General features: G+C 63.7%; 22 protein-coding genes. 7 read left to right on the forward strand and 15 right to left on the reverse strand.

From position 1 onward, the window contains the following. The first annotated feature begins 341 nt into the window (after window positions 1-341). From gltB to H620_RS0119755, 6 genes are all read left to right on the forward strand, one after another. Window positions 342-4787 carry a glutamate synthase large subunit gene (gltB, locus tag H620_RS0119730; RefSeq protein WP_023378230.1) on the forward strand — a complete coding sequence of 1482 codons (4446 nt, stop codon included), beginning with the start codon at window positions 342-344 and terminating at the stop codon, window positions 4785-4787. Between the two features lie 106 nt (window positions 4788-4893). Further along, window positions 4894-6312: an FAD-dependent oxidoreductase gene (locus H620_RS0119735; RefSeq protein ID WP_023378231.1), complete on the forward strand. Its 1419-nt coding sequence runs from the start codon at window positions 4894-4896 to the stop codon at window positions 6310-6312. A 207-nt stretch (window positions 6313-6519) separates the two neighbouring features. Next, entirely contained in the window at window positions 6520-7584 is a 1065-nt protein-coding gene (hemE, locus tag H620_RS0119740) for a uroporphyrinogen decarboxylase (protein WP_023378232.1), read from the forward strand. 245 nt (window positions 7585-7829) lie between these two features. Continuing rightward, a complete protein-coding gene (locus tag H620_RS0119745; RefSeq protein ID WP_023378233.1) occupies window positions 7830-8342 on the forward strand; it encodes a cytochrome b/b6 domain-containing protein in 513 nt (170 codons plus the stop codon). Window positions 8343-8463: 121 nt separating this feature from the next. Beyond that, window positions 8464-8910: a type II secretion system major pseudopilin GspG gene (gene gspG, locus H620_RS0119750; RefSeq protein ID WP_027907913.1), complete on the forward strand. Its 447-nt coding sequence runs from the start codon at window positions 8464-8466 to the stop codon at window positions 8908-8910. Between the two features lie 81 nt (window positions 8911-8991). Then, complete coding sequence (locus tag H620_RS0119755; RefSeq protein ID WP_027907914.1) at window positions 8992-9339, forward strand: YgiW/YdeI family stress tolerance OB fold protein; 348 nt, start codon at window positions 8992-8994, stop codon at window positions 9337-9339. 36 nt (window positions 9340-9375) lie between these two features. Here H620_RS0119755 and H620_RS0119760 read toward each other — a convergent pair whose 3' ends face one another. Continuing rightward, window positions 9376-10620, reverse strand: coding sequence for an MFS transporter (locus H620_RS0119760; protein ID WP_023378236.1), 1245 nt, complete (start codon window positions 10618-10620; stop codon window positions 9376-9378). Window positions 10621-10728: 108 nt separating this feature from the next. On the opposite strand from H620_RS0119760, the gene H620_RS0119765 reads away from it, so the two are divergent. Then, a complete protein-coding gene (locus tag H620_RS0119765; RefSeq protein WP_027907915.1) occupies window positions 10729-11622 on the forward strand; it encodes a LysR family transcriptional regulator in 894 nt (297 codons plus the stop codon). Window positions 11623-11690: 68 nt separating this feature from the next. Here H620_RS0119765 and H620_RS0119770 read toward each other — a convergent pair whose 3' ends face one another. From H620_RS0119770 to H620_RS0119840, 14 genes are read right to left on the reverse strand one after another with little or no spacing between them, the layout of a single operon-like run. Beyond that, on the reverse strand, window positions 11691-12917 hold the full coding sequence (locus tag H620_RS0119770) for a beta-ketoacyl-ACP synthase (protein ID WP_023378238.1): 1227 nt from the start codon (window positions 12915-12917) through the stop codon (window positions 11691-11693). Beyond that, window positions 12917-13645, reverse strand: a complete 729-nt coding sequence (fabG, locus tag H620_RS0119775; protein WP_023378239.1) for a 3-oxoacyl-ACP reductase FabG — start codon at window positions 13643-13645, stop codon at window positions 12917-12919. Before fabG ends, H620_RS0119770 begins: the two co-directional genes overlap by 1 nt. Beyond that, window positions 13638-14108 carry a hotdog family protein gene (locus H620_RS0119780; RefSeq protein WP_023378240.1) on the reverse strand — a complete coding sequence of 157 codons (471 nt, stop codon included), beginning with the start codon at window positions 14106-14108 and terminating at the stop codon, window positions 13638-13640. The genes fabG and H620_RS0119780 overlap by 8 nt, the downstream gene beginning before the upstream one ends. Beyond that, window positions 14105-15298: a beta-ketoacyl-[acyl-carrier-protein] synthase family protein gene (locus H620_RS26015; RefSeq protein WP_049818833.1), complete on the reverse strand. Its 1194-nt coding sequence runs from the start codon at window positions 15296-15298 to the stop codon at window positions 14105-14107. The genes H620_RS0119780 and H620_RS26015 overlap by 4 nt, the downstream gene beginning before the upstream one ends. After that, on the reverse strand, window positions 15295-15780 hold the full coding sequence (locus H620_RS0119795) for a hypothetical protein (protein ID WP_023378242.1): 486 nt from the start codon (window positions 15778-15780) through the stop codon (window positions 15295-15297). Before H620_RS0119795 ends, H620_RS26015 begins: the two co-directional genes overlap by 4 nt. Continuing rightward, a complete protein-coding gene (locus tag H620_RS0119800; RefSeq protein ID WP_023378243.1) occupies window positions 15777-18086 on the reverse strand; it encodes an MMPL family transporter in 2310 nt (769 codons plus the stop codon). Before H620_RS0119800 ends, H620_RS0119795 begins: the two co-directional genes overlap by 4 nt. Beyond that, window positions 18076-18786, reverse strand: coding sequence for an outer membrane lipoprotein carrier protein LolA (locus H620_RS0119805; RefSeq protein ID WP_023378244.1), 711 nt, complete (start codon window positions 18784-18786; stop codon window positions 18076-18078). The genes H620_RS0119800 and H620_RS0119805 overlap by 11 nt, the downstream gene beginning before the upstream one ends. Beyond that, a complete protein-coding gene (locus H620_RS0119810; RefSeq protein ID WP_023378245.1) occupies window positions 18783-19208 on the reverse strand; it encodes an acyl-CoA thioesterase in 426 nt (141 codons plus the stop codon). Before H620_RS0119810 ends, H620_RS0119805 begins: the two co-directional genes overlap by 4 nt. After that, a complete protein-coding gene (locus H620_RS0119815) occupies window positions 19201-20745 on the reverse strand; it encodes an HAL/PAL/TAL family ammonia-lyase (RefSeq protein WP_027907918.1) in 1545 nt (514 codons plus the stop codon). Before H620_RS0119815 ends, H620_RS0119810 begins: the two co-directional genes overlap by 8 nt. Further along, window positions 20726-21667 (reverse strand): lysophospholipid acyltransferase family protein, encoded by a 942-nt coding sequence (locus H620_RS0119820; protein WP_023378247.1) that lies wholly within the window; start codon window positions 21665-21667, stop codon window positions 20726-20728. The genes H620_RS0119815 and H620_RS0119820 overlap by 20 nt, the downstream gene beginning before the upstream one ends. After that, window positions 21664-22398 carry a glycosyltransferase family 2 protein gene (locus H620_RS0119825; RefSeq protein WP_023378248.1) on the reverse strand — a complete coding sequence of 245 codons (735 nt, stop codon included), beginning with the start codon at window positions 22396-22398 and terminating at the stop codon, window positions 21664-21666. The genes H620_RS0119820 and H620_RS0119825 overlap by 4 nt, the downstream gene beginning before the upstream one ends. Further along, the gene (locus tag H620_RS0119830; protein WP_027907919.1) at window positions 22391-24070 is read right to left on the reverse strand and encodes an ApeI family dehydratase; all 1680 of its coding nucleotides are present in this window, start codon (window positions 24068-24070) and stop codon (window positions 22391-22393) included. Before H620_RS0119830 ends, H620_RS0119825 begins: the two co-directional genes overlap by 8 nt. Continuing rightward, window positions 24067-24612: a COG4648 family protein gene (locus tag H620_RS0119835; protein ID WP_027907920.1), complete on the reverse strand. Its 546-nt coding sequence runs from the start codon at window positions 24610-24612 to the stop codon at window positions 24067-24069. The genes H620_RS0119830 and H620_RS0119835 overlap by 4 nt, the downstream gene beginning before the upstream one ends. Continuing rightward, window positions 24609-24863 carry an acyl carrier protein gene (locus tag H620_RS0119840; RefSeq protein WP_023378251.1) on the reverse strand — a complete coding sequence of 85 codons (255 nt, stop codon included), beginning with the start codon at window positions 24861-24863 and terminating at the stop codon, window positions 24609-24611. Before H620_RS0119840 ends, H620_RS0119835 begins: the two co-directional genes overlap by 4 nt. Between the last annotated feature and the right edge of the window lies 1 nt (window position 24864).

Raw genomic sequence — 24864 nt, forward strand, 5'->3', positions numbered from 1 at the left:
TGCTGAGCGACCACTGACATTCGACTAGCCTGCTGCGCCTGAGCGCGGCAGGCTTTTCTGTCCCAGACTGCCGGCCACAAGCCAATCTTGCAGTCATGGCTGAAACGCTTCAGACTCGAGCCAGGCCGCTATCACGGCGCATGGCGCAAAAACATTCAAAATTGCGACATAAATTTTCAATGGTGAGACATGAAAATTTGTGAGTATCACTGTCGCTGTGCAACAATGGTTTTCCATGGCCACCGCAAAAAAGCTGGCGTTTGATCGGCGTGGATGGTAAGTGGTTGTACTAAAAAGAGATTTGCCTCCGGTTGAGAGGTGAACCTGGTGAGAAAGTGTCTATGAAAACAGGTCTGTACCATCCCGAAGAATTCAAGGACAACTGTGGTTTCGGCCTGATCGCCCATATGACGGGCGAGCCGAGTCACCACCTTCTGCAAACCGCCATGCAGGCGCTGACCTGCATGACCCACCGTGGTGGGATCAACGCCGACGGCAAGACCGGTGACGGTTGCGGTCTGCTCATGCAGAAGCCCGATCAATTCCTGCGTGCCGTCGCCCAGGAGCACTTTGCCGTCGAACTGCCCAAGCAGTACGCCGTCGGCATGGTGTTCTTCAACCAGGATCCGGTCAAAGCCGAAGCCGCCCGTGCCAACATGGACCGCGAAATCCTCGCGGCTGGCCTGAAGCTGGTTGGCTGGCGCAAAGTCCCGATCGACACCAGCGTGCTTGGCCGCCTGGCCCTGGAGCGCCTGCCGCAGATCGAACAGGTGTTCATCGGCGGTGAAGGCCTGAGCGACCAGGAATTCGCGATCAAGCTGTTCAGTGCCCGTCGCCGCTCGTCCGTGGCCAACGCCCATGATGCCGACCACTACATCTGCAGCTTCTCGCACAAGACCATCATCTACAAAGGCCTGATGATGCCGCGTGACCTTGCGGCGTTTTACCCAGACCTGAGCGACGAGCGCCTGCAGACCGCGATCTGTGTGTTCCACCAGCGCTTCTCCACCAATACCCTGCCGAAATGGCCGCTGGCGCAGCCGTTCCGTTTCCTCGCCCACAACGGCGAGATCAATACCATCACTGGCAACCGCAACTGGGCCATGGCCCGTCGCACCAAATTCGCCAATGACCTGATCCCCGACCTCGAAGAGCTTGGCCCACTGGTCAACCGCGTCGGTTCCGACTCCTCGAGCATGGACAACATGCTGGAGCTGATGGTCACCGGTGGCATCGACCTGTTCCGCGGCGTGCGCATGCTGGTGCCGCCAGCCTGGCAGAACGTCGAGACCATGGATGCCGACCTGCGCGCCTTCTACGAATACAACTCCATGCACATGGAGCCGTGGGACGGCCCGGCCGGCATCGTCATGACCGAAGGTCGCCACGCGGTCTGCCTGCTCGACCGTAACGGCCTGCGTCCTGCACGTTGGGTGACGACCAAGAACGGCTACATCACCCTGGCTTCGGAAATCGGCGTGTGGGACTACAAGCCGGAAGACGTGCTGGCCAAGGGCCGTGTCGGCCCGGGTCAGATCTTCGCCGTCGATACCGAGACTGGCCAGATCCTCGACACCGATGCCATCGACAACCGTCTGAAGTCGCGTCACCCATACAAGCGCTGGCTGCGTCAGCACGCCCTGCGTATCCAGGCGACCCTGACCGACGACCAGGGCGTGGCCAGCTACGATGCTGACCAGCTCAAGCAATACATGAAGATGTTCCAGGTCACCTTCGAAGAGCGTGACCAAGTGCTGCGTCCGCTCGGCGAGCAGGGCCAGGAAGCGGTCGGCTCGATGGGCGACGACACGCCGATGGCCGTGCTGTCCCAGCGCGTGCGTTCGCCTTACGACTTCTTCCGCCAGCAGTTCGCCCAGGTGACCAACCCACCGATCGACCCGCTGCGCGAAGCGATCGTGATGTCCCTGGAAATCTGCCTGGGTGCCGAACGCAACATCTTCCAGGAGTCCCCGGAGCATGCTTCGCGGGTGATTCTCAGCTCGCCGGTCATCTCGCCCGCCAAATGGCGTTCGCTGATGAGCCTGGAGCGCGAAGGTTTCGACCGCCAGCTGATCGACCTCAACTATGAGGAAAGCGTCGGTCTGGAAGCAGCCATCCGCAATATCGCCGACCAGGCTGAGGAAGCGGTGCGCAGCGGCAAGACCCAGCTGGTGCTGAGCGACCGCTACATCGCCCCGGGCAAGCTGCCGGTGCATGCCTCCCTGGCCGTTGGCGCGGTGCACCACCGCCTGACCGAGCAAGGCCTGCGCTGCGACAGCAACATCCTGGTGGAAACCGCCACCGCCCGTGACCCGCACCACTTCGCCGTGCTGCTGGGCTTCGGCGCCTCGGCTGTCTACCCGTACCTGGCTTACGAAGTGCTGGCCGACCTGATCCGCACCGGTGAAGTGCTGGGCGACCTGGACGAAGTGTTCAAGTACTACCGCAAAGGCATCTCCAAAGGCTTGCTCAAGATCCTGTCGAAGATGGGTATCTCGACCATCGCCTCATACCGTGGCGCCCAGCTGTTCGAAGCGGTGGGCCTGTCCGAGGAAGTGGTTGGCCTGAGCTTCAAAGGGGTCTCCAGCCGGATCAAGGGCGCGCGCTTCGTCGACCTCGAAGGTGACCAGAAGCTGCTGGCGGCCGAAGCCTGGAGCGCGCGCAAGCCGATCCAGCAAGGCGGCTTGCTGAAGTTCGTCCACGGCGGCGAATACCACGCCTACAACCCAGACGTGGTCAACACCCTGCAGGCTGCCGTGCAGCAGGGCGACTACGCCAAGTTCAAGGAATACACCACGCTGGTCGACCAGCGCCCGGTGTCGATGATCCGTGACCTGCTGAAGGTGAAGGTGGCCGACCAGCCGCTGCCGCTGGATCAGATCGAGCCGCTGGAGGACATCCTCAAGCGCTTCGACTCCGCAGGTATCTCGCTGGGTGCGTTGTCGCCAGAGGCCCACGAGGCGCTGGCCGAGGCCATGAACCGTCTGGGCGCGCGCTCCAACTCCGGTGAAGGCGGCGAGGACCCATCGCGCTACGGCACCATCCGCAGCTCCAAGATCAAGCAGGTGGCCACCGGCCGTTTCGGTGTGACCCCCGAGTACCTGGTCAACGCCGAAGTGCTGCAGATCAAGGTCGCCCAAGGCGCCAAGCCCGGCGAAGGCGGCCAGCTGCCAGGTGGCAAGGTCAACGGCCTGATCGCCAAGCTTCGCTATGCGGTTCCTGGCGTGACCCTGATCTCGCCACCACCGCACCACGACATCTACTCGATCGAAGACCTCGCGCAACTGATCTACGACCTCAAGCAGGTCAACCCGCAGGCGCTGGTTTCGGTCAAGCTGGTGGCTGAGGCGGGCGTGGGTACCATCGCCGCTGGCGTGGCCAAGGCCTATGCCGACCTGATCACCATCTCCGGTTACGACGGTGGTACCGGTGCATCGCCGCTGACCTCCATCAAGTACGCTGGTGCCCCGTGGGAACTCGGCCTGGCCGAAACTCACCAGACCCTGCGCGGAAACGACCTGCGCGGCAAGGTCCGGGTACAGACCGACGGCGGTCTGAAAACCGGTCTGGACGTGATCAAGGCCGCGATCCTCGGCGCCGAGAGCTTCGGCTTCGGCACCGCGCCAATGATTGCCCTGGGCTGTAAGTACCTGCGCATCTGCCACCTGAACAACTGCGCGACTGGCGTCGCCACTCAGAACGAGAAGCTGCGCAAGGACCACTACATCGGCACCGTCGACATGGTGATCAACTTCTTCACCTTCGTCGCCGAAGAGACCCGCGAGTGGCTGGCCAAGCTCGGCGTGCGCAGCCTCGGCGAGCTGATCGGCCGCACCGACCTGCTCGATGTGCTGCCAGGCGACACCGAGCGCCAGCAGTACCTCGACCTGACACCGCTGCTGGGCAGCTCGCACATTCCGGCCGACAAGCCGCAGTTCTGCGAAGTGGACAAGAACCCGCCGTTCGACAAGGGTGAGCTGGCTGAGAAAATGGTCGAGATGGCCCTTCCGGCGATCCGCGACCAGGCGGGTGGCGAGTTCGCGCTCGACATCTGCAACTGCGACCGCTCCATCGGTGCCCGCATCTCTGGCGAAATCGCCAAGCTGTACGGCAACCAGGGCATGGCCGACAAGCCAATCACCTTCCGTTTCAAGGGGACTGCGGGCCAGAGCTTTGGCGTATGGAACGCCGGTGGCCTGAATCTGCACCTGGAAGGTGATGCCAACGACTACGTCGGCAAGGGCATGACTGGCGGCAAGGTGACCATCGTGCCACCGGCCGGAAGCCCGTTCGAAACCCAACACAGTGCTATCGTCGGCAACACCTGCCTGTACGGCGCCACTGGCGGCAAGCTGTTCGCCGCTGGCACTGCCGGCGAGCGCTTCGCTGTGCGTAACTCCGGCGCCCACGCTGTTGTCGAGGGTACTGGCGATCACTGCTGTGAGTACATGACCGGTGGCTTTGTCTGCGTTCTGGGCAAGACCGGTTACAACTTCGGTTCTGGCATGACTGGCGGCTTCGCCTACGTGCTCGACATGGACAATACCTTCGTCGACAAACTCAACCACGAGCTGGTGGAAATCCAGCGGATCAGTGGCGAGGCGATGGAGGCCTATCGGAGCCACCTGGCGCGCGTCCTGGCTGAGTATGTGGAAGAGACCGGCAGCGAGTGGGGGCGTGAGCTCTCCGAGAACCTGGACGACTACGTGCGGCGTTTCTGGCTGGTCAAGCCGAAGGCGGCCAACCTGAAGCAACTGCTGTCCAGCACCCGTGCCAACCCGCAGTAAGAACAGCTGCAAGTGACGGCCCCGTGCGCGGGGCCCGTCGTGCTCAAGTGATCGTCTTGCAGCTTGCGGCCTGAGGCTTGCAACTGCGGTAAAGAGGTTTTGAAAAATGGCTGAACGTCTGAACAACGACTTCCAGTTCATCGAAGTGGGCCGCAAGGACCCGAAGAAAAAGCTGCTGCGCCAGCGCAAGAAGGAGTTCGTGGAAATCTACGAGCCCTTCAAGCCGCAGCAATCCGTGGAGCAGGCGCACCGTTGCCTGGGCTGCGGTAACCCTTACTGCGAATGGAAGTGCCCGGTTCACAACTTCATCCCCAACTGGTTGAAGCTGGTGTCCGAAGGCAACATCCTGGCCGCGGCGGAGTTGTCGCACCAGACCAACACCTTGCCGGAAGTGTGCGGTCGTGTCTGCCCGCAGGACCGTCTGTGCGAGGGTGCCTGTACCCTGAACGACGGTTTCGGTGCAGTGACCATCGGCTCGGTGGAGAAGTACATCACCGACACCGCTTTCGCCATGGGTTGGCGCCCGGACATGTCCAAGGTCAAGCCGACTGGCAAGCGTGTGGCGATCATCGGCGCAGGCCCGGCAGGCCTGGGTTGTGCCGATGTGCTGGTACGCGCCGGTGTGACGCCGGTGGTGTTCGACAAGAACCCGGAAATCGGTGGCCTGCTGACCTTTGGCATCCCTGAGTTCAAGCTGGAAAAGACCGTGTTGAGCAATCGCCGCGAAGTCTTCACCGGTATGGGCATCGAGTTCCGCCTGAACACCGAGGTAGGCAAGGACATCACCATGGAACAACTGCTCGCCGAGTACGACGCGGTGTTCATGGGCATGGGTACCTACACCTACATGAAGGGCGGCTTCCCAGGCGAGGACCTGCCGGGCGTGCATGACGCGCTGGACTTCTTGATCGCCAACGTCAACCGCAACCTGGGCTTCGAAAAGTCGCCGGAAGACTTCGTCGACATGCAAGGCAAGAAGGTGGTGGTGCTCGGTGGTGGTGACACCGCGATGGACTGCAACCGCACCTCGATCCGCCAGGGCGCCAAGTCGGTGACCTGCGCCTACCGTCGTGACGAGGCCAACATGCCGGGTTCGCGCCGTGAGGTGAAGAATGCCAAGGAAGAGGGCGTGAAGTTCCTCTACAACCGCCAGCCCATCGCCATCGTTGGTGAAGACAAGGTCGAAGGCGTGAAGGTGGTCGAGACCCGTCTCGGCGAGCCAGATGCCCGTGGCCGCCGCAGCCCCGAACCGATTCCGGGCTCCGAAGAGATCCTGCCGGCCGACGCCGTGGTGATCGCCTTCGGTTTCCGCCCGAGCCCGGCGCCGTGGTTCGAACAGTTCGATATCCAGACCGACAGCCAGGGCCGCGTAGTGGCGCCTGAAAAAGGCAAGTTCAAGCACCAGACCAGCAACCCGAAAGTGTTCGCCGGTGGTGACATGGTGCGCGGGTCCGACCTGGTGGTGACCGCCATTTTCGAAGGCCGTACCGCTGCCGAAGGCATCCTGGACTACCTGGAGGTGTGATCCTGGCCTGTCGCTGGTGCAAGGACTTTGCAGTCTTCGTAGGCGGCGACTTGCCGGCGACAGGGTCGTTAGCGACAGCCTATCAATAGTTTTGTATACAAAATCTATTGATCCAGGACATACCGATAGACAAAAGGCACGGCAAACAGCCGTGCCTTTTCTTTGTGCGTCTGAGAAAATGCCCGCACTTTTTTTCCGGATGCCGACATGACTGCCCTGAAGAACGATCGTTTCCTGCGTGCTCTGCTCAAGCAACCCGTAGACGTCACCCCGGTGTGGATGATGCGCCAGGCCGGCCGCTACTTGCCGGAGTACCGCGCCAGCCGCGCCAAGGCCGGTGATTTCATGAGCCTGTGCATGAACCCGCAGTTCGCCTGCGAAGTCACCCTGCAGCCGCTGGACCGCTACCCTCTGGACGCGGCGATCCTCTTCTCGGACATCCTCACCATCCCCGATGCCATGGGCCAGGGCCTGTACTTCGAGACAGGCGAAGGCCCTCGCTTCAAGAAAGTCATCAGCACCCTGGCCGACATCGAGGCGCTGCCGATCCCCGATCCGCAGAAGGACCTGGGCTATGTGATGGACGCCGTCAGCACCATTCGCCGCGAGCTCAATGGCCGCGTGCCGCTGATCGGCTTCTCGGGAAGCCCATGGACTCTCGCCACCTACATGGTCGAAGGCGGCTCATCCAAGGACTTCCGCAAAACCAAGGCCATGGCCTACGACAACCCCGAAGCCCTGCACCTGCTGCTGGACAAGCTGGCCCAGTCGGTGACCAGTTACCTCAATGGCCAGATCCTTGCCGGTGCTCAAGCGGTGCAGATCTTCGATACCTGGGGCGGTAACCTGTCGGCGGCGGCCTACCAGGAGTTCTCCCTGGCCTACATGCGCAAGATCGTCAGCGGTCTTGTTCGCGAGCACGAAGGCCGCAAGGTGCCGGTGATCCTGTTCACCAAGAATGGCGGCTTGTGGCTGGAAAGCATTGCCGAGGCGGGTGCCGATGCACTGGGCCTGGACTGGACCTGCGAGATCGGCGATGCCCGTCGCCGGGTGGGTGACAAGGTGGCCCTGCAGGGCAACATGGACCCGACCGTGCTGTATGCCAAGCCAGAGGCCATCCGCAAGGAAGTGGCGCGCATCCTGGCCAGCTACGGCAAGGGGAGCGGCCATGTATTCAACCTCGGTCACGGCATTACCCCGGAAGTCGACCCTGAGCATGCTGGCGTGTTCATCAACGCCGTCCACGAGTTGTCGGCGCAGTACCACAACTAAGCGTTCTTCCAGTGGCTGTCAGGTCGCAATGGCCTGACAGCGCCTGGTTAGGTTTTGCAGCCAGCCGCCAGACTTTTCCTATAGGGCGGTCTGGAGCGGTTCTCTAGTCTTGAGGCTTCGCCCGAACCCCTCACGTGCGCCTGGAGCCTTCATGCAAAACACATCCATCAGGCAAGTATCCACCTTCGGTCCTCCCTGTGTTCACGTCAGAGAGCTGCTGGCCTGGCCGCCTCAAAGACCGTGTCATGCATGAACGAAAGTATTGCTGGCAACGGATTCTGCTCCACTGGCTTTCCGCTGTATTGATTCTGTGGGTACTGCTCAGTGACCTTTGCGTCGCACTGATGGATGTAGAGCGCTCGACCTACGAACGCATCAGTGGTTTCAATGCGGCGATCTGCGTGCTCTATATTCCCCTGTTCCTGCTGCGTTGCCTGTTGTACCGGCTCTGCACCCAGCGCGAAGTCGGCCCCGCCGGTCAACCACTGAAATTGATGGTTTGCACGGTGCACGAGGCGCTCTACTTGAGTACCGCTGCCGTTTTGTTGTCCGGCGTATTGATGATCAGGCGCGAGGTCGATGTGCTCGGCTGGTTCATCGTTCCTGCGTTGCTGGACGATCCGCTGTGGCTGGATATCTGGTTTGAACTGCATCGTGTCTCCCGCGCACTCCTGACGGTCTTGTTGCTGGTGCATGTCGGCGCGGTCGTCGTGCAGGGCTATCAGGGACGTAACGTGCTGCGACGAATGCTGCCCTGAGTGGCTGATGCCCTCCTGAGTCCTGGTCTGGCCGGTGACGCTGCATCTTGCGATGTCGGTGGGGAGGGGCGTGTTCGCTGCCTAATGGTCCTCCCCAAACTCCATCAACAGGTTTGTTTACATGCTCATACGTTTTACTCGTCCGCTCCGGCGAGGTTTGACGCTGGTCGAAATCATGATGGTGATGGCGACGCTTGGCATGCTGGGAGTGCTGGTGATGCTCAGCCTCCTGGTTCTCCCCGCTCAGCCGAGTGTGTTCACGGTGCGGGAAGACCTGAAGTCGATCGCCTCGGCGCTGGAGGTGTATCGACTGGACAATGGCACCTATCCCACCACGGCGCAGGGGCTTGAGGCGCTGGTCAAATTGCCTACCCGGCCACCCCTGCCAAGATTCTGGGATGCCCAAGGCTATTTGGCGTCATTGCCAGCCGACCCCTGGGGCTCTGCCTACCAGTACGAAATTCCGGGCACGCGCTCGAACCTGGACTATGACCTGTTCTCTTGGGGCGCCGACGGTGAAGCGGGTGGGGAAGGGGAAAACGCCGACGTTGGCAACTGGGCCGAGTGAGCCCACCGCCGAGCGATTAAGTTTCGCTTCAGCAGTGCTCGCTACTCTGAGGCCATCGAAACTCAAACAAGGACTTACCCTATGAAATTCCGTTACCTGGCCTTCCTGCTTGTGCCTGTGTTCAGCACCGCTGCCCTGGCTGCAGGCTACACCGGCCCCGGTGCCCAACCTGTGATCACCGTGGCAGCGGCCAAAGAAGCCGCAGACGACACCCCGGTCGTACTGCAAGGGTTCGTGACCAAGAAGATCAACAACGACGACAAGTACGAATTCAAGGACAACACCGGCACCATCACCGTTGAAATCGACAATGAGGACCTGCCAGCAACGCCGTTCAACGAGAAGACCAAGGTAAAACTGACCGGCGAAGTGGAAAAGTACCTGATGAGCCGTGAGGTGGACGTGGACATCGTCGAGATCATCAACTGACTCGGTGCCTGCTGGGGCCGTTGCCCGGCCCTGGCTTCACGCTGTCTTGGTCGGCAATGTGCTCAGGTGCAGCGCCACCAGGAGTGCCACCGCCAAGAGGCTGCCGATGAACAGCCCGATTCCGTTCCAGCCCGCATGGTGCCAGAACACACCACCTGCCGTCCCGGCCACGCTCGACCCCGCGTAATAGCAGAACAGGTACAGCGATGATGCCTGCCCTTTCGCCTTCAGTGCCCGACGGCCGATCCAGCTGCTGGCCACCGAGTGCGCACCGAAGAAGCCGAACGTGAACACCAGCATGCCGAGGATGACCATCGCCAACGGGCTGAACAAGGTCATCAACAAACCGCTGGCCATCACCAGGATACTGGCCCAGAACACCTTGCGCCGGCCCAGCTTGTCGGCCAGCGCGCCTACCTGCGCTGAACTGTAGATACCCGACAGGTACACCACCGACAGCAGGCCGACCAGCGCCTGGTTCATGTGGTAGGGCTCGGCCAGCAGGCGGTAGCCAATGTAGTTGAACAGGGTGACGAAAGCGCCCATCAGCAGGAAGGCTTCGAGAAACAGCCAGGGCAGGCCTGCGTCTTTGAAGTGCATGACGAAGCCATCCAGCAGGTTGCGCGGGTTCATGGCCTGCGGGCGGAAGTTGCGCGATTCGGGCAGCACTTTCCAGAACACCACCGCTGCCACCAGGGCCAGGCCGCCAATGGTCAGCATCGCCGTGTGCCAGCTGACGAAGTCGATCAGGACGCCGGTGATCAGCCGCCCACTCATGCCGCCAATGGCATTGCCGCCGATGTACAGGCCCATGGCCAGGCCGATGTGCTGGGGATGGATCTCTTCGCTCAAGTAAGTCATTGCCACCGCTGCCAGGCCGCTCAGCGACAGACCGACCAGTGCACGGGTTGCCAGTACCCCTTCCCAGGTCGGCATGACTGCGCTGGCCAAGGTCGACAGTGCCGCGCACAGCAGCGCGAACACCATCACCGGCTTGCGCCCTATGCGATCGGAAATCGGCCCGGTGATCAACAGTCCGAAGGCCAGCATGGCAGTCGAAACCGACAACACCAGGCTGCTCTGCGCGGCGTTGATGGCAAACTCCTTGGAGAGCAGCGGCATCATTGGCTGCACGCAGTACAACAGGGCGAAGGTGGCGAAGCCACCGCTGAACAGGGCCAGCACGGTCTTCATGAAGGCGGGGGTGCCTTTTTCGATCCAGGTGTCGTTGAAGGTCGTCGGGTCAGGTTCGGTAGGCTGGGAAGCTACAGCTGTTTTCACGGACAGGTACCTCAAGCGCGATGAAAAAAGCATATAGCTCGCTAATGATTACATCCAATATATTGTTCGACCTATTTGAGATGTTCTGCGACTTGATTGGAGCCCTTCATGGAACTGCGCCATCTGCGGTACTTCATTGCCGTGGCCGAAGAACTGCACTTTGGCCGTGCCGCTCAACAACTGGGAATCTCTCAGCCCCCTCTGAGCCAGCAGATCCAGGCATTGGAACTCGAGTTGGGGGCGCGTCTGTTCGAGCGCACCAACCGCCGCGTCGAACTGAGCGAAGCAGGACGCCTGTTTCTCGAGGAAGCGCGTCAAGTGCTGGCCCAGGTCGAGAAGGCGGCCGATGTGGCGCGTCGGGCTCAGTTGGGTGAGCTGGGTGAAATGAAGATCGGCTTCACCTCGTCGGCACCGTTCACTTCGAAGATCCCCAAGGCCATCCATGCGTTTCGCCAGCGCTTTCCCGCGGTGCATCTGAACCTGAAGGAAATGAGCAGCCGCGATGTTGCCGAAGGGGTGTTCGATGAGTCGATCGAGGTCGGCCTGATGCGTCCGATGCCCTTACCGGACGGGCTGGTAGCCACCGAGCTGTTTCGAGAGCCGCTGGTGGCGGTGATCAACGCATCGCACCCCTTGGCCGTTGGCACCGAGCGGGGAGTGCACATCGCGGCGCTGGCCCATGAACCGTTCGTGTTCTTCCCGCGTAGCTATGGCAGTGGCCTGTATGCGCAACTGCTGAACCTGGCGCGCGATGCCGGGTTCAGTCCGCACTTCGCCCAGGAGGCAGGTGAAGCGATGACCATCATTGGGCTGGTTTCAGCGGGCCTGGGGGTGTCGGTGTTGCCTGCTTCGTTCCAGCGCATGCAGATCGAGGGCGTTGTGTATCGCACCTTGCTGGACGAGGGGGCGACGAGCGCGGTGTGGCTGGTGCAGCGTGAGGGTGGTGGATCGGTCATGGCCAAGGCATTTGCCGAGCTGCTGACGGGGTTGTTGATGGGATGAAGGGCTGGGTAAGGGCGCAGCCCCGGCAACCCGGCGCCCACTGCAGGGGCCGGATCGCCGGCGCTTGGTCAGCCCCAGCGACGGAAGATCAGCGAAGTGTTGACCCCACCAAAGGCAAAGTTGTTGTTCATCACGTACTCGTGGCTCATGGTGCGAAAACCGCCGGTCAGGTAGTCCAGCTCGCCACAGCGCGGGTCGATGCGATCGAGGTTGAGGGTATGCACGTAGCGGTCGCTGTTCATCATCTCGATGCTGAACCACGACTCCAGTGCACCGCAGGCGCCCAAGGTGTGGCCTAGGAAACTCTTCTGCGAGCTGATGGGCATGCGTGGGCCGAACAGGCTGCTGGTGGCCAGGGTTTCGGCGATGTCACCCTGTTCGGTGGCGGTGCCGTGGCCGTTGACGTAGCCGATGGCGTCGGGTGCCAGGGCGGCGTCTTCCAGCGCCAGTTCCATGGCTCGGCGCATGGTGGCCTGCTCCGGTCGGGTGATGTGCTGGCCATCGGCATTGCTGCCAAAGCCCACCACCTCGGCATAGATCTTCGCCCCCCGCGCCAAGGCGTGCTCCAGCTCTTCGAGCACCAGCATCCCTGCGCCTTCGCCAATCACCAGGCCGTCGCGGTCGAGGTCGTAGGGCCTTGGGGTCAGGTGCGGCGTATCGTTCTTGAGGCTGGTGGCGTACAGCGCATCGAACACCATGGCTTCGGTGGGGCACAGCTCCTCGGCACCCCCGGCGAGCATCATCGGCAGACGACCGTACTTGATCGCCTCGTAGGCATAGCCGATGCCCTGGCTGCCGCTGGTGCAGGCGCTGGAAGTGGGGATCAGGCGTCCGGTGAGGCCGAAGAAGATGCTGATATTGGCGGCAGTGGTGTGGGGCATCATGCGCACGTAGGAGTTGGCGTTCAGGCCGTCGGCCACTGCGTTCATCAGCATGTTGCCGAAGGTCTTGATCTCGTCGGTGCTGCCGGTGGATGAGCCGCAGGCTACCCCCATGCGTCCATCGCGGATGCTCGGGTCGTCGAGCAGCCCGGCGTCGGCCAGGGCGCGCTCGGCGCCAGCGACCGCCAGGCGCGAGACACGGCCCATGCTGCGCAGCTGCTTGCGGGTCCAGTGGCTGGGGACCTTGAAGTCATCGACCGGGCCGGCCAGGCGGGTATTGAGCTCTGCATAACGGTCCCACTCGTCCATGCGGCGGATCCCGCTGCGCTGGCTGGCGAAATGCCCGGCGATGGTGGCCCAGTCATTGCCCAAGGAGGTGATGCCGGCCATGCCGGTGACCACGACACGGCGCATCAGCACAACCCTCCATTGACCGCCAGGACCTGGCGGGTGATGTACGCGGCTTCAGGCGACATCAGGAAGTTCACCGCCCCGGCAACTTCTTCGGCCGTGCCCATGCGCCCGGCCGGGATCATCTTGAGCAACTCGTCCACGGGCACATGCTCGTCGAGCATGGCTGTGTCGATCAGGCCAGGGGCCACGCAGTTGACAGTGATGCGTCGTTTGCCCAGCTCGATGGCCAGCGCCTTGGCGGCGCCGATCAGGCCGGCTTTGGAGGCACTGTAGTTGACCTGGCCACGGTTGCCGATCAACCCCGACACCGAGGTGATGCAGACGATGCGGCCCGGCGCGCGGCGGCGGATCATGGGCATCGTCAGGGGATGCAAGACGTTGTAGAAGCCGTCCAGATTGGTGCGCATGACCTGGTCCCAATCCTCGTCGGTCAGTGCCGGGAACGCGCCGTCGCGGGTCAGCCCTGCGTTGCACACCACGCCATAGTAGGCACCGTGGGTTTCGACATCCTCTTCCAGGATGGTCTTGCACGCTGTGCGGTCAGCCACGTCGAATTGCAGCACCCGTGCCTGCTGGCCCAGAGCCCGGACCTCGGCGGCAACCGCGTCGGCTTCGGCACGGCCACTGCGGCAATGCAGCACCAGGTCGAAGCCTGCACGGGCCAGGCGCAGGGCGATGGCTCGGCCGATGCCGCGGCTGGAGCCTGTGACCAGGATGGTATCAGTCATGGGGGGACTCCTCTGGGTCTGCCTCGGCCAGATAATGGGCGGTTTGCGGCGGGCGATAGACATTCAGGCGCGCGGTGGCATGGATGCCGGGGCCACGCAGGTGGCACTCGAACACACCCATGCCGCTGTCATCTTCCAGTGAACGCAGGGCGTGAAGGTGCAGTTCGGTGCCCGCCGGGAAGTGTTCTACATCGCAGCTGTACTTGCGGGTGCCGAGCAGGAAACCCAACTCCACCGGTTGGCCTTGTCGACGCGCCCGGCAACCGGCGAAGGCGGCCACTGTCTGGGCCATCAGTTCGATCCCGAACCATGCCGGCAGGCTGCCGTCGGCGCGATTGAACAGGCCGCCGTGGCGCACGGTGGCGCGAGCATGAATCTGCTCGTCGTCGCAGCTGTCGACCTGGTCGATCAGAATCATGTCGCCAGCGTGTGGCAACAGCTCGGCCAGTGGCCAGGGGATCATGCGGTGTCTCCGAGAATCAGACTGACATTGTTGCCGCCGAAGGCGAACGAATTGCTCATCAGCCGGCGTGGGTGCTGCGCTGGCAGCCGTTGTTGGCCGTCGACGAGGTTCAGCGCTGCCAGTTCAGGGTCGCGCTGGCCATCCCACACGTGGGGCGGCAGCAGCCCCTCAGGGTTGTGCTCGCTCAGCGTCAGCCAGCAGAACGCGGCTTCGAGCGCGCCAGCAGCACCCAGGGTGTGACCGGTCATGGGCTTGCTCGACGAACACGGCAGGTCGGCGCCGAACAGTGCGCTGACGGCCAGGCTTTCCATGGCGTCATTATGCACCGTGGCGGTGCCATGCAGGTTGAGGTAGTCGATCTGCGTTGGGGCCAGGCCTGCATTGTCCAAGGCTTTGGCCATGCACTGCAAGGCGCCGGCGCCAGTCGGGTCTGGCGCTGATATGTGGTGAGCGTCGGAACTGGCGCCGGCCCCGAGCAAGGCGATGGAGGGGCCTTCGTTGTTGACTTCACGGGTCATCAGGAACAGCGCAGCGGCCTCACCGATATTGATGCCGTTGCGGTTGATCGAGAACGGGTTGCAGCGCTGCTCGCTGATCGCTTCCAGCGCGCTGAAGCCATTGAGCGTAAGACCGCACAGGCTGTCGACACCGCCGCACAGCACCGCATCGCAGATACCCTGTCGCAGCAGTCGGCGAGCGCTTGCCAGGGCGCGGCCGCTGGAGGTGCAAGCGGTGGAGATCACGTAGGCCGGGCCGCTCAGTTGCAACCAGTCCGCCAGGAAGTTGGCCGGTGCACTCAGGGCCTGCTGGGCGTAGCGGTAGTCGTCCGGAAAGTGCTGTTGCCGAAGGTAATGGGCAATGCCTTCGGTGGCTTCGGCGATTCCCGAGGTGCTGGTGCCCAGTATGACCGCCACCCGGTGTGCACCATGGCGTGCGATGGCCTGGCGGATGGCAGGCTCGATCTGCAGGGCGGCGCTGTACAGCAGTTGATTGTTGCGGCTGTGCTGGTCCGGCAAGGGCAGTACGGGCAGTTGGCCGGGCACGGCACCGACGGGAGGTCGGCGGTCGGGTATCCAGCCGTCCTCGGGCTGCACGCCCGAGCAGTCGCCTGCGAACAGGCGGGCGGCGACTTCGGCCTGGCCGTGGCCCAGCGCGCAGACCACGCCCAGGGCGTTGAGGTAGGCAGTCATGGCAGGTTCTCGCTGGGCAAAGGGGCAATTACATAACGCAGGCCCTCACCGAGGTTCAAGTCGAATCCATCGGCGTCTCGATAAGCGATGTGCCAGCGGTCTTCCAGCCAGCGTTGCCCGCGCTGTTGGCGAGCGCCGGGGTAGAGCGCCTGCAATTGCTCGCCCGGAGTCAGGGCGAACAGCACGGCGGCGAACAGCTCGCGCGCCGCTGGATTGGGCGGTAAAAGGCCATCCGCCTGCCAGCGCTGGCCTTCGAGCAACTGACGGGCCTGGGGAATGCCGAGCAGGTCGAGCAGCGACCAGCGCAGGTGGCCGTCTTCACGTTGAATCACCAGTAGCCAGTCTTGTTGCTGCCCGGCCTGTTCGCGCCGGACGTGCAACTGCTGCGGCAGGTCGAGCGTAGGCAGGTGTGCCGGCAATGGTGGGCGTGCGCTGCAAGCGCCCAGCAGCGCACAAAAGGCAATCAGCAGCAGCTGTTTCATGCGTGCTCCAGGGGTTTGGCCCATGGGGCCAGTATGAAACTGAACACCAGGCCCAGGCTTACCGCCAGGCCGAAATTGCTCACCGCCGGTGTGCTGGAAAGCGCCAGCAGACCGAACGACAGCCAGGTGGTGAGTGCGGCCAGCAGCGTGCCCAGCAGACTCACAGCGGCCCCGCCGATCTGCTCGTGCATGAGGATCGCGTAGTCGACGCTGATGGCGGTGACCAGCAACAGGCCGAACAGGCTGAACAAGGTCAGCGGTTGTCCCAGCCAACCCAGGCAGGCCAGGCTGCACAGGGCTGCCAGCAACGGCAGGGCGACGATGCGCAGGGCACCCCGCAGGCCGAATGGCAGCACCAGCAACAGCAGGATCAGCACGCACGACAACAGCTTGAGCTCGGCGGCGCTGAGCTGGGTGGCGGCGAATAGCTGGTTCAGTTCGCCGAGACGGTCCACCAGTTGCACCCCCTCCAGATCGTCGGTCTGCACACGCAGCAGCGCAGTATCGTTCAGGCCCTGCAAGCTGACGATGGCGGCCACCCCCGAGTCGGTCCGCCCCAGCCACAATGGCCGCCAGGCTTCGCCCAGCGGTCCCGCCAGTACCTGTTCGACGGTCAGTGTGGGTAGTTGCAGCAGGTGGTTCAGCTCGTTCTCCAGCGCCGCCTGCGGCACACCTAGCGCCTGCAGCGGTTGCCAATGCTCGCGCAGGACGGCCAGTGCCTGTCGGGTCTGCTGTTGTTCTGCCGGGCTTGCGACGATCTGGTCCAGGCTCATGTAGCCCTTGAGCTTACCCAGTTCGACCAGCTCGTCGAGCTTGGCGGACAGCGTCCCCAGGCGGTCGAGCAACTGCTGCGGGTCGTGGCCACGTACCAGGTAGAACTGGCTGGTGGGTTGGTAGCCGGTGATCCGCGCCACTGCCTGGGCTTGCGCCAGCAACTGGGGTGGGCTGCTGACCCACTGGCGGATGTCATTGCGGCTGTCGAGGCGCCACAGGCCGGCAGCGCAGAACAGCATCACCAGGACCAGCAGCACGGCACTGGGCATTTTGCGCAGCAGGCGTTCACGCCAGCGCATGAGCGTTTCGGCGACCTGTAGCGGCCAGTGCGCCGGGCGTAGTGCCACACCGTTCAGCAGGGCCGGCAGCAGGCATACCGCGCAGAGGTAGGCTCCGAGCAGGCCCGCGGCGGAAAACGCGGCAATCTGGGTCAGCGCCGGGAAGGGCGTGAACGCCAGGGCAAGGTAGCCGATGCAACTGGTCGCCAGGCTCAGGCTCAGGCCTGGAAGTGTCAGGCGCAAGGCGGGCCAGCTACGCCAGGGCTTGAGGCTCCAGCTCTTGGACAGATAGTGCAAAGGGTAGTCCACGGCTACACCAATCAGGCTCGAGCCCAGGACCAGCGTCATGACATGGATCTGGTCGAACAGCGCTACGCACACCACCGTCCCGAAGAGCACTCCCACCAGCACGGGAACGAAGGCCAACAGCCCGCGCCAGCGGCGAAACGCCAGCAGCAGCAACAGCAGAATGGCAAGGGTTGCGCCGCCACCGACCCAGGTGATTTCGCGGCTGGCTTGCTGTTGCCCGGCGGCGGCATACAGCAAGCCACTGGCGGCGACCAGTTGGGCGCCGGATTGCTCCGCTTGTTGGCGACTCTTGTCCACCAGGTCGGCCACTTGCAGCGGCAGGTTCAAGTCGAACGCATTGCCCTCGGTGCGTGCGCGCAGCAGCACCCAGTGCAGGCCCTCGGCGCTGGCCACCAGCGCGCCGCTGGCGGTATCCAGTTCTACGTTCGGCGGTTTCGGTTGGCTGGCCTGGATGCGCCCGGTCAGGCCTAGCCAGTCGTCCTGGCTGGGTACCAGGCTGAAACCGGTGAAGGGGTCGAACAGGCTTTGCACGCGCTGCTCGATGAAAACGTCTGGCTGGAGGCGCAGTTGCTGGCGGTCCTGGGGCGCAAGCATGGCCAGCCGCCCTTGCAGCAGCTGTTCGCGCACGGCGGCGAGGTCGGTTTGCAGGTTCCACTGCACCCTGCTGAATAAACCGCTGGCTTGCCACTGCGCGGCCAGATGCTCGGCGAGGGCGAGTGCCTGCTGGCGTTCGGTGTGGCCAACCAGCACCAGTATTTCGCGGTTGAGCGGCTCTTGTATGCGCAGTTCGGCGCGTTTGACCAGCGGGTCTTGGGTAGCGCCGGGCACCAGTGTCATCAGGTCGGCCGACATCGGCGCCCCACGGTGCCACTGCCAGCCAGCGACCGCGAGCACAATGAGCAACAACCCCAGGAAGGCGCGTGGGAGCAGGCGTTCAATCGGCAAAATCGCGGCGCTCCCTGTCGCTCAGGGCAGTCTCGGCGCTGCTTTCAGGCATGCGCAGGACGGTGCTGTCGCCTTGGGTTTCGCTGAGCTCGATGCGCTCGACGAACGAGCCACCGCTGATTTCGATGGCGCTGAATACCTGCTTGAGCAGCAGCGAGCGAGGCGTCAGGTGCAATGTCCAGTGCGCGGCATCGCCCGACAGGCTCAGGTCGAAGTCGCGTTGCAGGCCACTGCTGTCGCCCTGCAGTACGGCAAAGAACAGGCGGTTTTGTTCGGCTCCAGCGCTGCGGCTGGGCAATGTTTGCCAGCCGCTCGGATCGCGGCGGGCGATGCCGTCGGCGCGAATGCGGTAATCCTGGCGCAGCGGGGTTTGCAGCAGCCATAGCAGGCCGTGGTCGCGGGCCAGGATGAAGTGGCCCTTGCTCAGCAGTGGCTGGGGCAGGGCGCGCAGGTGCTTTTCCTGGATGAACGGGCCTTTGACGACTGCGGGCGTGCTGAGCTGTTTTTGCAGATCGTCCAGGCTGAATGCCAGGGTCAGCGGGCTGATGAACAGCAGGATGAGGACGGTGAGCGTGCACAACAGCGGGTGGACAGGGGTGGCGTGAGCAGGTGGCGCCGCGTCGCGCCTCTGTCGCGACGCAAGGCCACTCCCACGGAATCCGCGCAGTGGCTTCAGGCGTGTCGTGACGAGTCGATTCATGAGAGTACCTTGGCTACCGCGTCGAGCATCACCTGCGGCGAGGCCAGTTGCATCTCGCCGCTTTCCACATGTACGGCGACCTGCACGGTGCTGGCGCGGGTCATGCGCTCGCCCGTCTCGGCATCGCTGATCAGGTAATGGATCTTCAGGCGGTTTTCCCATTCCACCAAGCTGGCACGCACCTTCAGGCGCTGGCCGAAGGTGGCGCCGCGGATGTAGCGCAGCTGCAGGTCGATCACCGGCCAGATGTAGCCGCTGGCGTGCATTTGCAGGTAATTGTGCTCGAGTCGGTCGAGCAGCGCGCAGCGGGCCACTTCGAGGTATTTGACGTAGTGACCGTGCCAGACGATGTGCATGCTGTCGACGTCGAAGAAGGGTACGACGATTTCGCTGTCGACATGGAAGACGCCGGGGTTACGCATGCAACCTCCAGTGGCGCTGGGCGATGCGTTGCAGGCACAGGCGCAAGTCGCTTTCCAGGGCACGGTCTTCGACGACCGGAGCGAACTCCGCCACCAGCGCTTGATGCATCTGTGCCAAGGCTGGCGGCAACGGCCGTGCGTTGTCCTGGCGGCCACGCAGCCACACGCCCTGGTTGGCTGCCAGCAAGGCTGCGGCGGCGACCTGTTCGGTCAGCTCCAGCACCCGCAAGGCGTCACGGGCGGCGATGGTGCCCATGCTCACCTTGTCCTGGTTGTGGCATTCGGTGGAGCGCGAGAACACGCTGGCTGGCATGGTCTGCTTGAGTGCTTCGGCAGTCCAGGCGCTGGCACCGATCTGCACGGCCTTGAAACCGTGGTTGAGCATGGCTCGGTCGGCTTCGGCGCCGGACAGGTTGCTGGGCAGGCCATGGTTGTAACGTACGTCCACCAACAATGCGAGCTGGCGGTCGAGCAGGTCGGCGACGTTGGCGACCAGGGTCTTGAGGCTGTCCATGGCGAAGGCGATATGACCGCCATAGAAGTGCCCACCATGCAGCACCCGCTCGGCGTCGCCGTCGATGATCGGGTTGTCGTTGGCGCTGTTGAGCTCCGTCTCGATGAAGCCGCGCAGCCAGGCCAGGCTGTCGGCCAGCACGCCCAGCACATGGGGTGCGCAGCGCAGCGAATAGCGGTCCTGCAGACGATGCAGGGACGGTAACGGTGCGTCGATGGCGAGGTCCTGGCGGAGCCAGGCGGCAACCTGCATCTGTCCAGGGTGCGGCTTGGCGGCGAACAGGCGCTCGTCGAAATGCTCGGGGTTGCCTTGCAGGCCAATGACGTTGAGGGCGGTGATGCGCGTAGCCAGTTTCAGCAGGTAGTCGGCGCGGGCAAACGCCAGGCAGGCCAGGCCGGTCATCACCGCGGTGCCGTTCATCAGCGCCAGGGCTTCCTTGGGCCGCAGCACCAGTGGCTGCCAGCCCAGTTCGCGGTGCACGTCAGCGCTGCCACGGCGTTGACCTTGGTACATCACCTCGCGCTCGCCGGCCAACGTGGCCGCGACGTAGGACAGTGGCGTCAAGTCTCCGCTGGCGCCCACCGAGCCTTCTTCGGGAATCAGTGGGAGGATGTCGTGAGCGAGGAAATCACGCAGACGTTCGAGCAACTCCAGGCGCACCCCCGATACGCCGTGGCTCAGCGATCGCAGGCGGGCAGCCAGCACGGCGCGGGTTGCAGGGGCGTCCAGCAGGCGGCCCAGGCCACACCCATGGAAGGTGTAAAGGTGTTGTGGCAGGGCCTCCACATGCTCAAGCGGCACGGCGACCACGCAGGAGTCGCCGTAGCCGGTGGTTACGCCGTAGATTACGCCTTCCTTGTCCAGCAAGGTGTCCAGGAACCGCGCACCACGCGCGATACGCTCGCGGTACCGGGCATCGTCCTGCAGCCGCGCCGAGGCGCGGCACTCGGCCAGGGCCAGGATGTCTTCGATCGCCAGCGGCGACTCGCCGAACGTGACAGGTTCATGCGGATGCATCGTCATCGGTCTTCCAGAAGGGGTAGAAGTTGAACCACTGCAATGGCGCCTGACTGCAGTATTGGCCCAGGCGTTCGGCATAGCGTGAGGCCCACTGGGCAATCACCTGGTCACGCTGGCCGCGGCGCCACTGCAGACGCTCGGCGAAGGGCTCCAGGGTGATGCGGTAGCGGCCTTGGCGCTTCAGGCAGAACAGTAGGTTGACCGGGCAATCGAGCAGGCCGGCCAGCAGCCAGGGGCCTTGCGGGAATGGCGCGGGCTGGCCGAGGAAGTCCACCTCGACCGTACGTGTGCCGTGCAGCGGCACGCGGTCGCCGGCAATGGCCAGCCACTCGCCCCGCTCCAGGCGCTCGGAGAGTTGCAGCATCACTGCCGGGTCCAGTTCGCTGACCTGGATCAGTCGCAGGTTGGTCGCGCCGGCCTCGCCCAGCAGGCGGTTGAAGCGCTCGGCATGGCGGGTGTGGACCAGCACGTTCATGGTCACCTGCTCGCCGATTTCAGCCAAGGCGCGGCACACTTCAAGATTACCCAGGTGCGCACCCACCAGCATCTGACCGCGCTCGCCGCGCAGTTGCTGACGCAGATGAGCGGGGTCGACGATGTCGATGTCTTCCAGCCGCAGCCGGCCATTCCATACGTCGAGCTTGTCCAGCAGGGCGTCGGCGAAGGCCATGAACTGGCGAAATACCTGGCGTTGGCTGGGCGCTGGGGTTTGCCCGCCATTCCAGCGATGCAGTCGCTGCTGGTACTGCCAGGCACTGCGCCGGGCGCGGCGGCCGAACACGAAGAAGTAGGCGACGATGATGCGTATCAGGGGGCCGAGCACACGCCGGCCACACAGCCGCACCAGGGCGGCGGTCAGTTTCATCAGCCAGAAACTGCCACGCTCCTGCTGATCGGCCCAGTGTTGCGAAGGATTGCTGCTCATCCACGCCACCTGCGCCAGAGAATCAGCGGTGCGCGCAGCAGCATGCCGAAGAACAGCTTGGCGTGCATTTTCGAGATCAGCGCATTGTCATGGAACAGGCGAAAGTGCGACAGGCCGTCCTGCGGGTAATGGACCCTGGTCGGCAGCCAGCGCATCGGCTGGTCGCGCCACGACAGGCGTACGAGAATCTCGGGGTCGAAGTCCATGCGCCGGCCGAGTTTGACGCTATCGATCATCGCCAGGGTTGGCGGCAGCGGGTACACGCGAAAGCCGCACATCGAGTCCGGTATCTGCAGCGACAGGCTGTTGATCCATACCCACACGTGGGTGAGGTAACGGGCATACAGACGGCCCTTGGGCACGCTGGCGTCGTACTGTGGATAACCGCATACCAGCGCCTGTGGATAAGCCTGCGACTGCTCGAGGAAGCGGCGAACATCGGTCAGGTCATGCTGGCCGTCGGCGTCCACTTGCAAGGCATGGCTGAACCCCAGCCGTGAAGCTTCACGCAGCCCGGCCATGACCGCGCCACCTTTGCCCTGGTTGGTCGCGAGCGTGACCAGGTGCACGTCAGGATGCAGGGCCAGTTGGCGCAGCACCTGGGCGCAAGGCGCATGACTGGCGTCGTCGACCAACACGCAGGGCAGGCCCGCGTCAAGCAAGTCGGCCACCACTGCTGGAACGGCCAGTTCGTGGTTGTACACCGGGATCACCGCGCAAGGCTTATGCACAGGCAGTCTCCATCAGGATGCGGCCACTGGAGCAGGCCTGCCCGGCGCAGCTGTAGGCGAAATACAGTTTGCCGCGCTCACCATCCCAGCGCAGGTTCAGCACCAGTTCATCGCCAGGGCGCACCACATGCTGGAACTTGAGCACTTCCATGCCGGCGAAGCGGTAGCCCGGCAGCAGGTGTTCGCTGGCCAGGGCGATGGCCCAGTCGATCTGCACCACGCCGGGCAGCACCGGGGCTTCTGGGAAGTGACCGGCAAAGCATGCCAGGTCCACGGGGACGACCAGGGTCAGGTGCAGTTCATCGCCTTCATGGCGCTGCTCCAACACCTCAGGCGTCATGTTGCGCGGCGCCAGCAACAAGGCCTGGACGTCGGCCCGTGGCAGTTTGCCCTGCGCATTGAGCGGCAGTTGCCGCAGCAACCGCCAGCGTCGTGGCAGGGCCAAGGGCTCGCAATGCCCCGCCAGGTGCGCCCGCAGGCGCTCGACCAACGCCTTGCGGCCCTTGCTGCGCAGCGCGTGCAGGCCAGAGGGGGTCAGCACTACCAGCGCGGCGAGGTAGGCGCGGCCGTGTTCGACCATGCCCAGCCGGGCTTCACCGACCCAGGCGTGGGCGCATAGCGCCTGTTCGAGCATGGGCAGGGAGATGCGTTTCTCTTCCAGCTTGACGATGCGGTCGAGACGGCCGAGCAGATGGAAGCGCCCGTCATCGGCGAACGCGACGGCGTCAGCACTCTGCTCGACATGGCCTGCGGGTAAGTATGGCGAAGCGATGCACAAGGCGCCTCGTGCGTCCTGGCTCAGGCGTACATCGGCAAATGGCTGCCACAATGCTTCACCCTGACGCCAGGCAATACCACCTGTCTCCGAGCTGCCGAGGATTTCCGTCGGCCATTGGCCCAGACGCTGCTGCAGGCGATGGGCGGCGTCGGCCGGCAATTCACCGCCGGAGGAAAACACCTGGCGGACCTGGCCCAGGGCTGCCCAGTCGAGATTGTCGCCCATGCGCTTGAGCAGGGCCGGGCTGGCCACCCAGGCGAAGGCAGGATGGGCCAGGCTGGCGCGCTGCAAGTCTTCAGGGAAGGGCAATTGGCGCCGTTCGAAGCCGCGCCCGGCACACAGCGGCCAGAGCACGCGGAACAACAGCCCGTAGATGTGCTGGGTGGCGACACTGCCGACGATCCATGCATCGCCCAGGGTGTGGCCCCACAGTCGCTCCAGGGCCTGGACTTCATTGGCCAGCTGACGAAGACACTTGTCGATGCGCTTGGGTTCGCCGCTGGAGCCAGAAGTGCACAGGCTGATGCGGCATCGGTCCAGGTCGAGGTCGGCAGGCGTTAGCGGCTCGCCGAGCAAGGAGGCGAAGTCCAGGTCACCGGGCTGGTCGCTGAGCCACAGGTCTACCTGACTGTGCCAGCGCTCGCGGGTCGCCGGTTGCAGGTCCGAAGGCAGCAACACCTCGACATCGGCGCGCCAGGCACCCAGCAAGGCGGCGGCGAGTTCGGCAGCATCTTCCAGGTGCACAGCCAGCTGTTTCACGCCACGCTGGCGCAGGCCGCCGGCCAGGCGCAGTGCCTGTTGGCTCAACTGGGCATGATCCAGGCTCGGGCACTGGCTCACCTGGCGCGGCGCATCCAGCGGGCGCAGCAGGTGTTCGAGGTTGATCCAGTTCATGAGCGTCCTCGCACACGTTGTCTTACCCACCATTCGACCGCGAACAGCAGCCCCATTGCGGCATAGGCGATCACGCCGTTGTACAGCGTCCACCAGCGCAGTGGCGCCCACAGGGTCAGGCTCGCGGCGATCAGGCCGTTGATCACGAAAAACAGGCACCATACCTGCGTTACCTGGCGGGTGTAGTGCACCGCTGCCGGGGGAAGTTGCGGCTCCTGCAGACGGGCCAGGCGCTCGACCAGCGGCATGCCGTGCACCAGGCTGGTGCCGAACAGGACGAGCATGAAGGCATTGACCAGCACTGGGTACCAGCGCAGCAGCTGCTGGCTGTCGGACAGACCCAGGGCGGCGCAGAACGCCAGCGCCGCCGCGGCCATCCACACAGCGCCCGGGCGACGTGGCGTACTCAGCGCACGGGCCAGCCACAGGGCGCCAAGCAGCACGCCGAACTGCCAGGGGGCGAAACGGGCCATGCCGAAATGCACCGCGAAGGGATACAGCACGCCGGCCAGCAACAGGCCGAGGCCGATCAGTCGCTTCATGCCGCGGTGTTGACCAGGCGGTACACCGCTTCGACCACGTCATTGACGGTACGCACTGCCTTGAAGTCTTCGGCGGCGATTTTCTTTCCGGTCTGGCGCTTGATGTGGTCGAGCAGGTCGATGGCATCGATGCTGTCGATTTCCAGGTCCTGGTACAGGTTGGCATCGAGGTTGATGCTGGCGGGGTCGAGCTCGAACAGCTCGACCAGGGCGTCGCGCAGGGTATTGAAGATATCTTCGCGGGTTTGCATG

It is taken from the genome of Pseudomonas taiwanensis DSM 21245, from assembly GCF_000425785.1.
Taxonomy (GTDB): domain Bacteria; phylum Pseudomonadota; class Gammaproteobacteria; order Pseudomonadales; family Pseudomonadaceae; genus Aquipseudomonas; species Aquipseudomonas taiwanensis.

Excerpts from the sequence above, each read along its gene's own strand:
- gltB (WP_023378230.1), top strand. The coding sequence starts at position 342 with ATGAAAACAGGTCTGTACCATCCCGAAGAATTCAAGGACAACTGTGGT.
- H620_RS0119735 (WP_023378231.1), top strand. The coding sequence starts at position 4,894 with ATGGCTGAACGTCTGAACAACGACTTCCAGTTCATCGAAGTGGGCCGC.
- hemE (WP_023378232.1), top strand. The coding sequence starts at position 6,520 with ATGACTGCCCTGAAGAACGATCGTTTCCTGCGTGCTCTGCTCAAGCAA.
- H620_RS0119745 (WP_023378233.1), top strand. The coding sequence starts at position 7,830 with ATGCATGAACGAAAGTATTGCTGGCAACGGATTCTGCTCCACTGGCTT.
- gspG (WP_027907913.1), top strand. The coding sequence starts at position 8,464 with ATGCTCATACGTTTTACTCGTCCGCTCCGGCGAGGTTTGACGCTGGTC.
- H620_RS0119755 (WP_027907914.1), top strand. The coding sequence starts at position 8,992 with ATGAAATTCCGTTACCTGGCCTTCCTGCTTGTGCCTGTGTTCAGCACC.
- H620_RS0119765 (WP_027907915.1), top strand. The coding sequence starts at position 10,729 with ATGGAACTGCGCCATCTGCGGTACTTCATTGCCGTGGCCGAAGAACTG.
- H620_RS0119770 (WP_023378238.1), bottom strand. The coding sequence starts at position 12,917 with ATGCGCCGTGTCGTGGTCACCGGCATGGCCGGCATCACCTCCTTGGGC.
- fabG (WP_023378239.1), bottom strand. The coding sequence starts at position 13,645 with ATGACTGATACCATCCTGGTCACAGGCTCCAGCCGCGGCATCGGCCGA.
- H620_RS0119780 (WP_023378240.1), bottom strand. The coding sequence starts at position 14,108 with ATGATCCCCTGGCCACTGGCCGAGCTGTTGCCACACGCTGGCGACATG.
- H620_RS26015 (WP_049818833.1), bottom strand. The coding sequence starts at position 15,298 with ATGACTGCCTACCTCAACGCCCTGGGCGTGGTCTGCGCGCTGGGCCAC.
- H620_RS0119795 (WP_023378242.1), bottom strand. The coding sequence starts at position 15,780 with ATGAAACAGCTGCTGCTGATTGCCTTTTGTGCGCTGCTGGGCGCTTGC.
- H620_RS0119805 (WP_023378244.1), bottom strand. The coding sequence starts at position 18,786 with ATGAATCGACTCGTCACGACACGCCTGAAGCCACTGCGCGGATTCCGT.
- H620_RS0119810 (WP_023378245.1), bottom strand. The coding sequence starts at position 19,208 with ATGCGTAACCCCGGCGTCTTCCATGTCGACAGCGAAATCGTCGTACCC.
- H620_RS0119815 (WP_027907918.1), bottom strand. The coding sequence starts at position 20,745 with ATGACGATGCATCCGCATGAACCTGTCACGTTCGGCGAGTCGCCGCTG.
- H620_RS0119820 (WP_023378247.1), bottom strand. The coding sequence starts at position 21,667 with ATGAGCAGCAATCCTTCGCAACACTGGGCCGATCAGCAGGAGCGTGGC.
- H620_RS0119830 (WP_027907919.1), bottom strand. The coding sequence starts at position 24,070 with ATGAACTGGATCAACCTCGAACACCTGCTGCGCCCGCTGGATGCGCCG.
- H620_RS0119835 (WP_027907920.1), bottom strand. The coding sequence starts at position 24,612 with ATGAAGCGACTGATCGGCCTCGGCCTGTTGCTGGCCGGCGTGCTGTAT.
- H620_RS0119840 (WP_023378251.1), bottom strand. The coding sequence starts at position 24,863 with ATGCAAACCCGCGAAGATATCTTCAATACCCTGCGCGACGCCCTGGTC.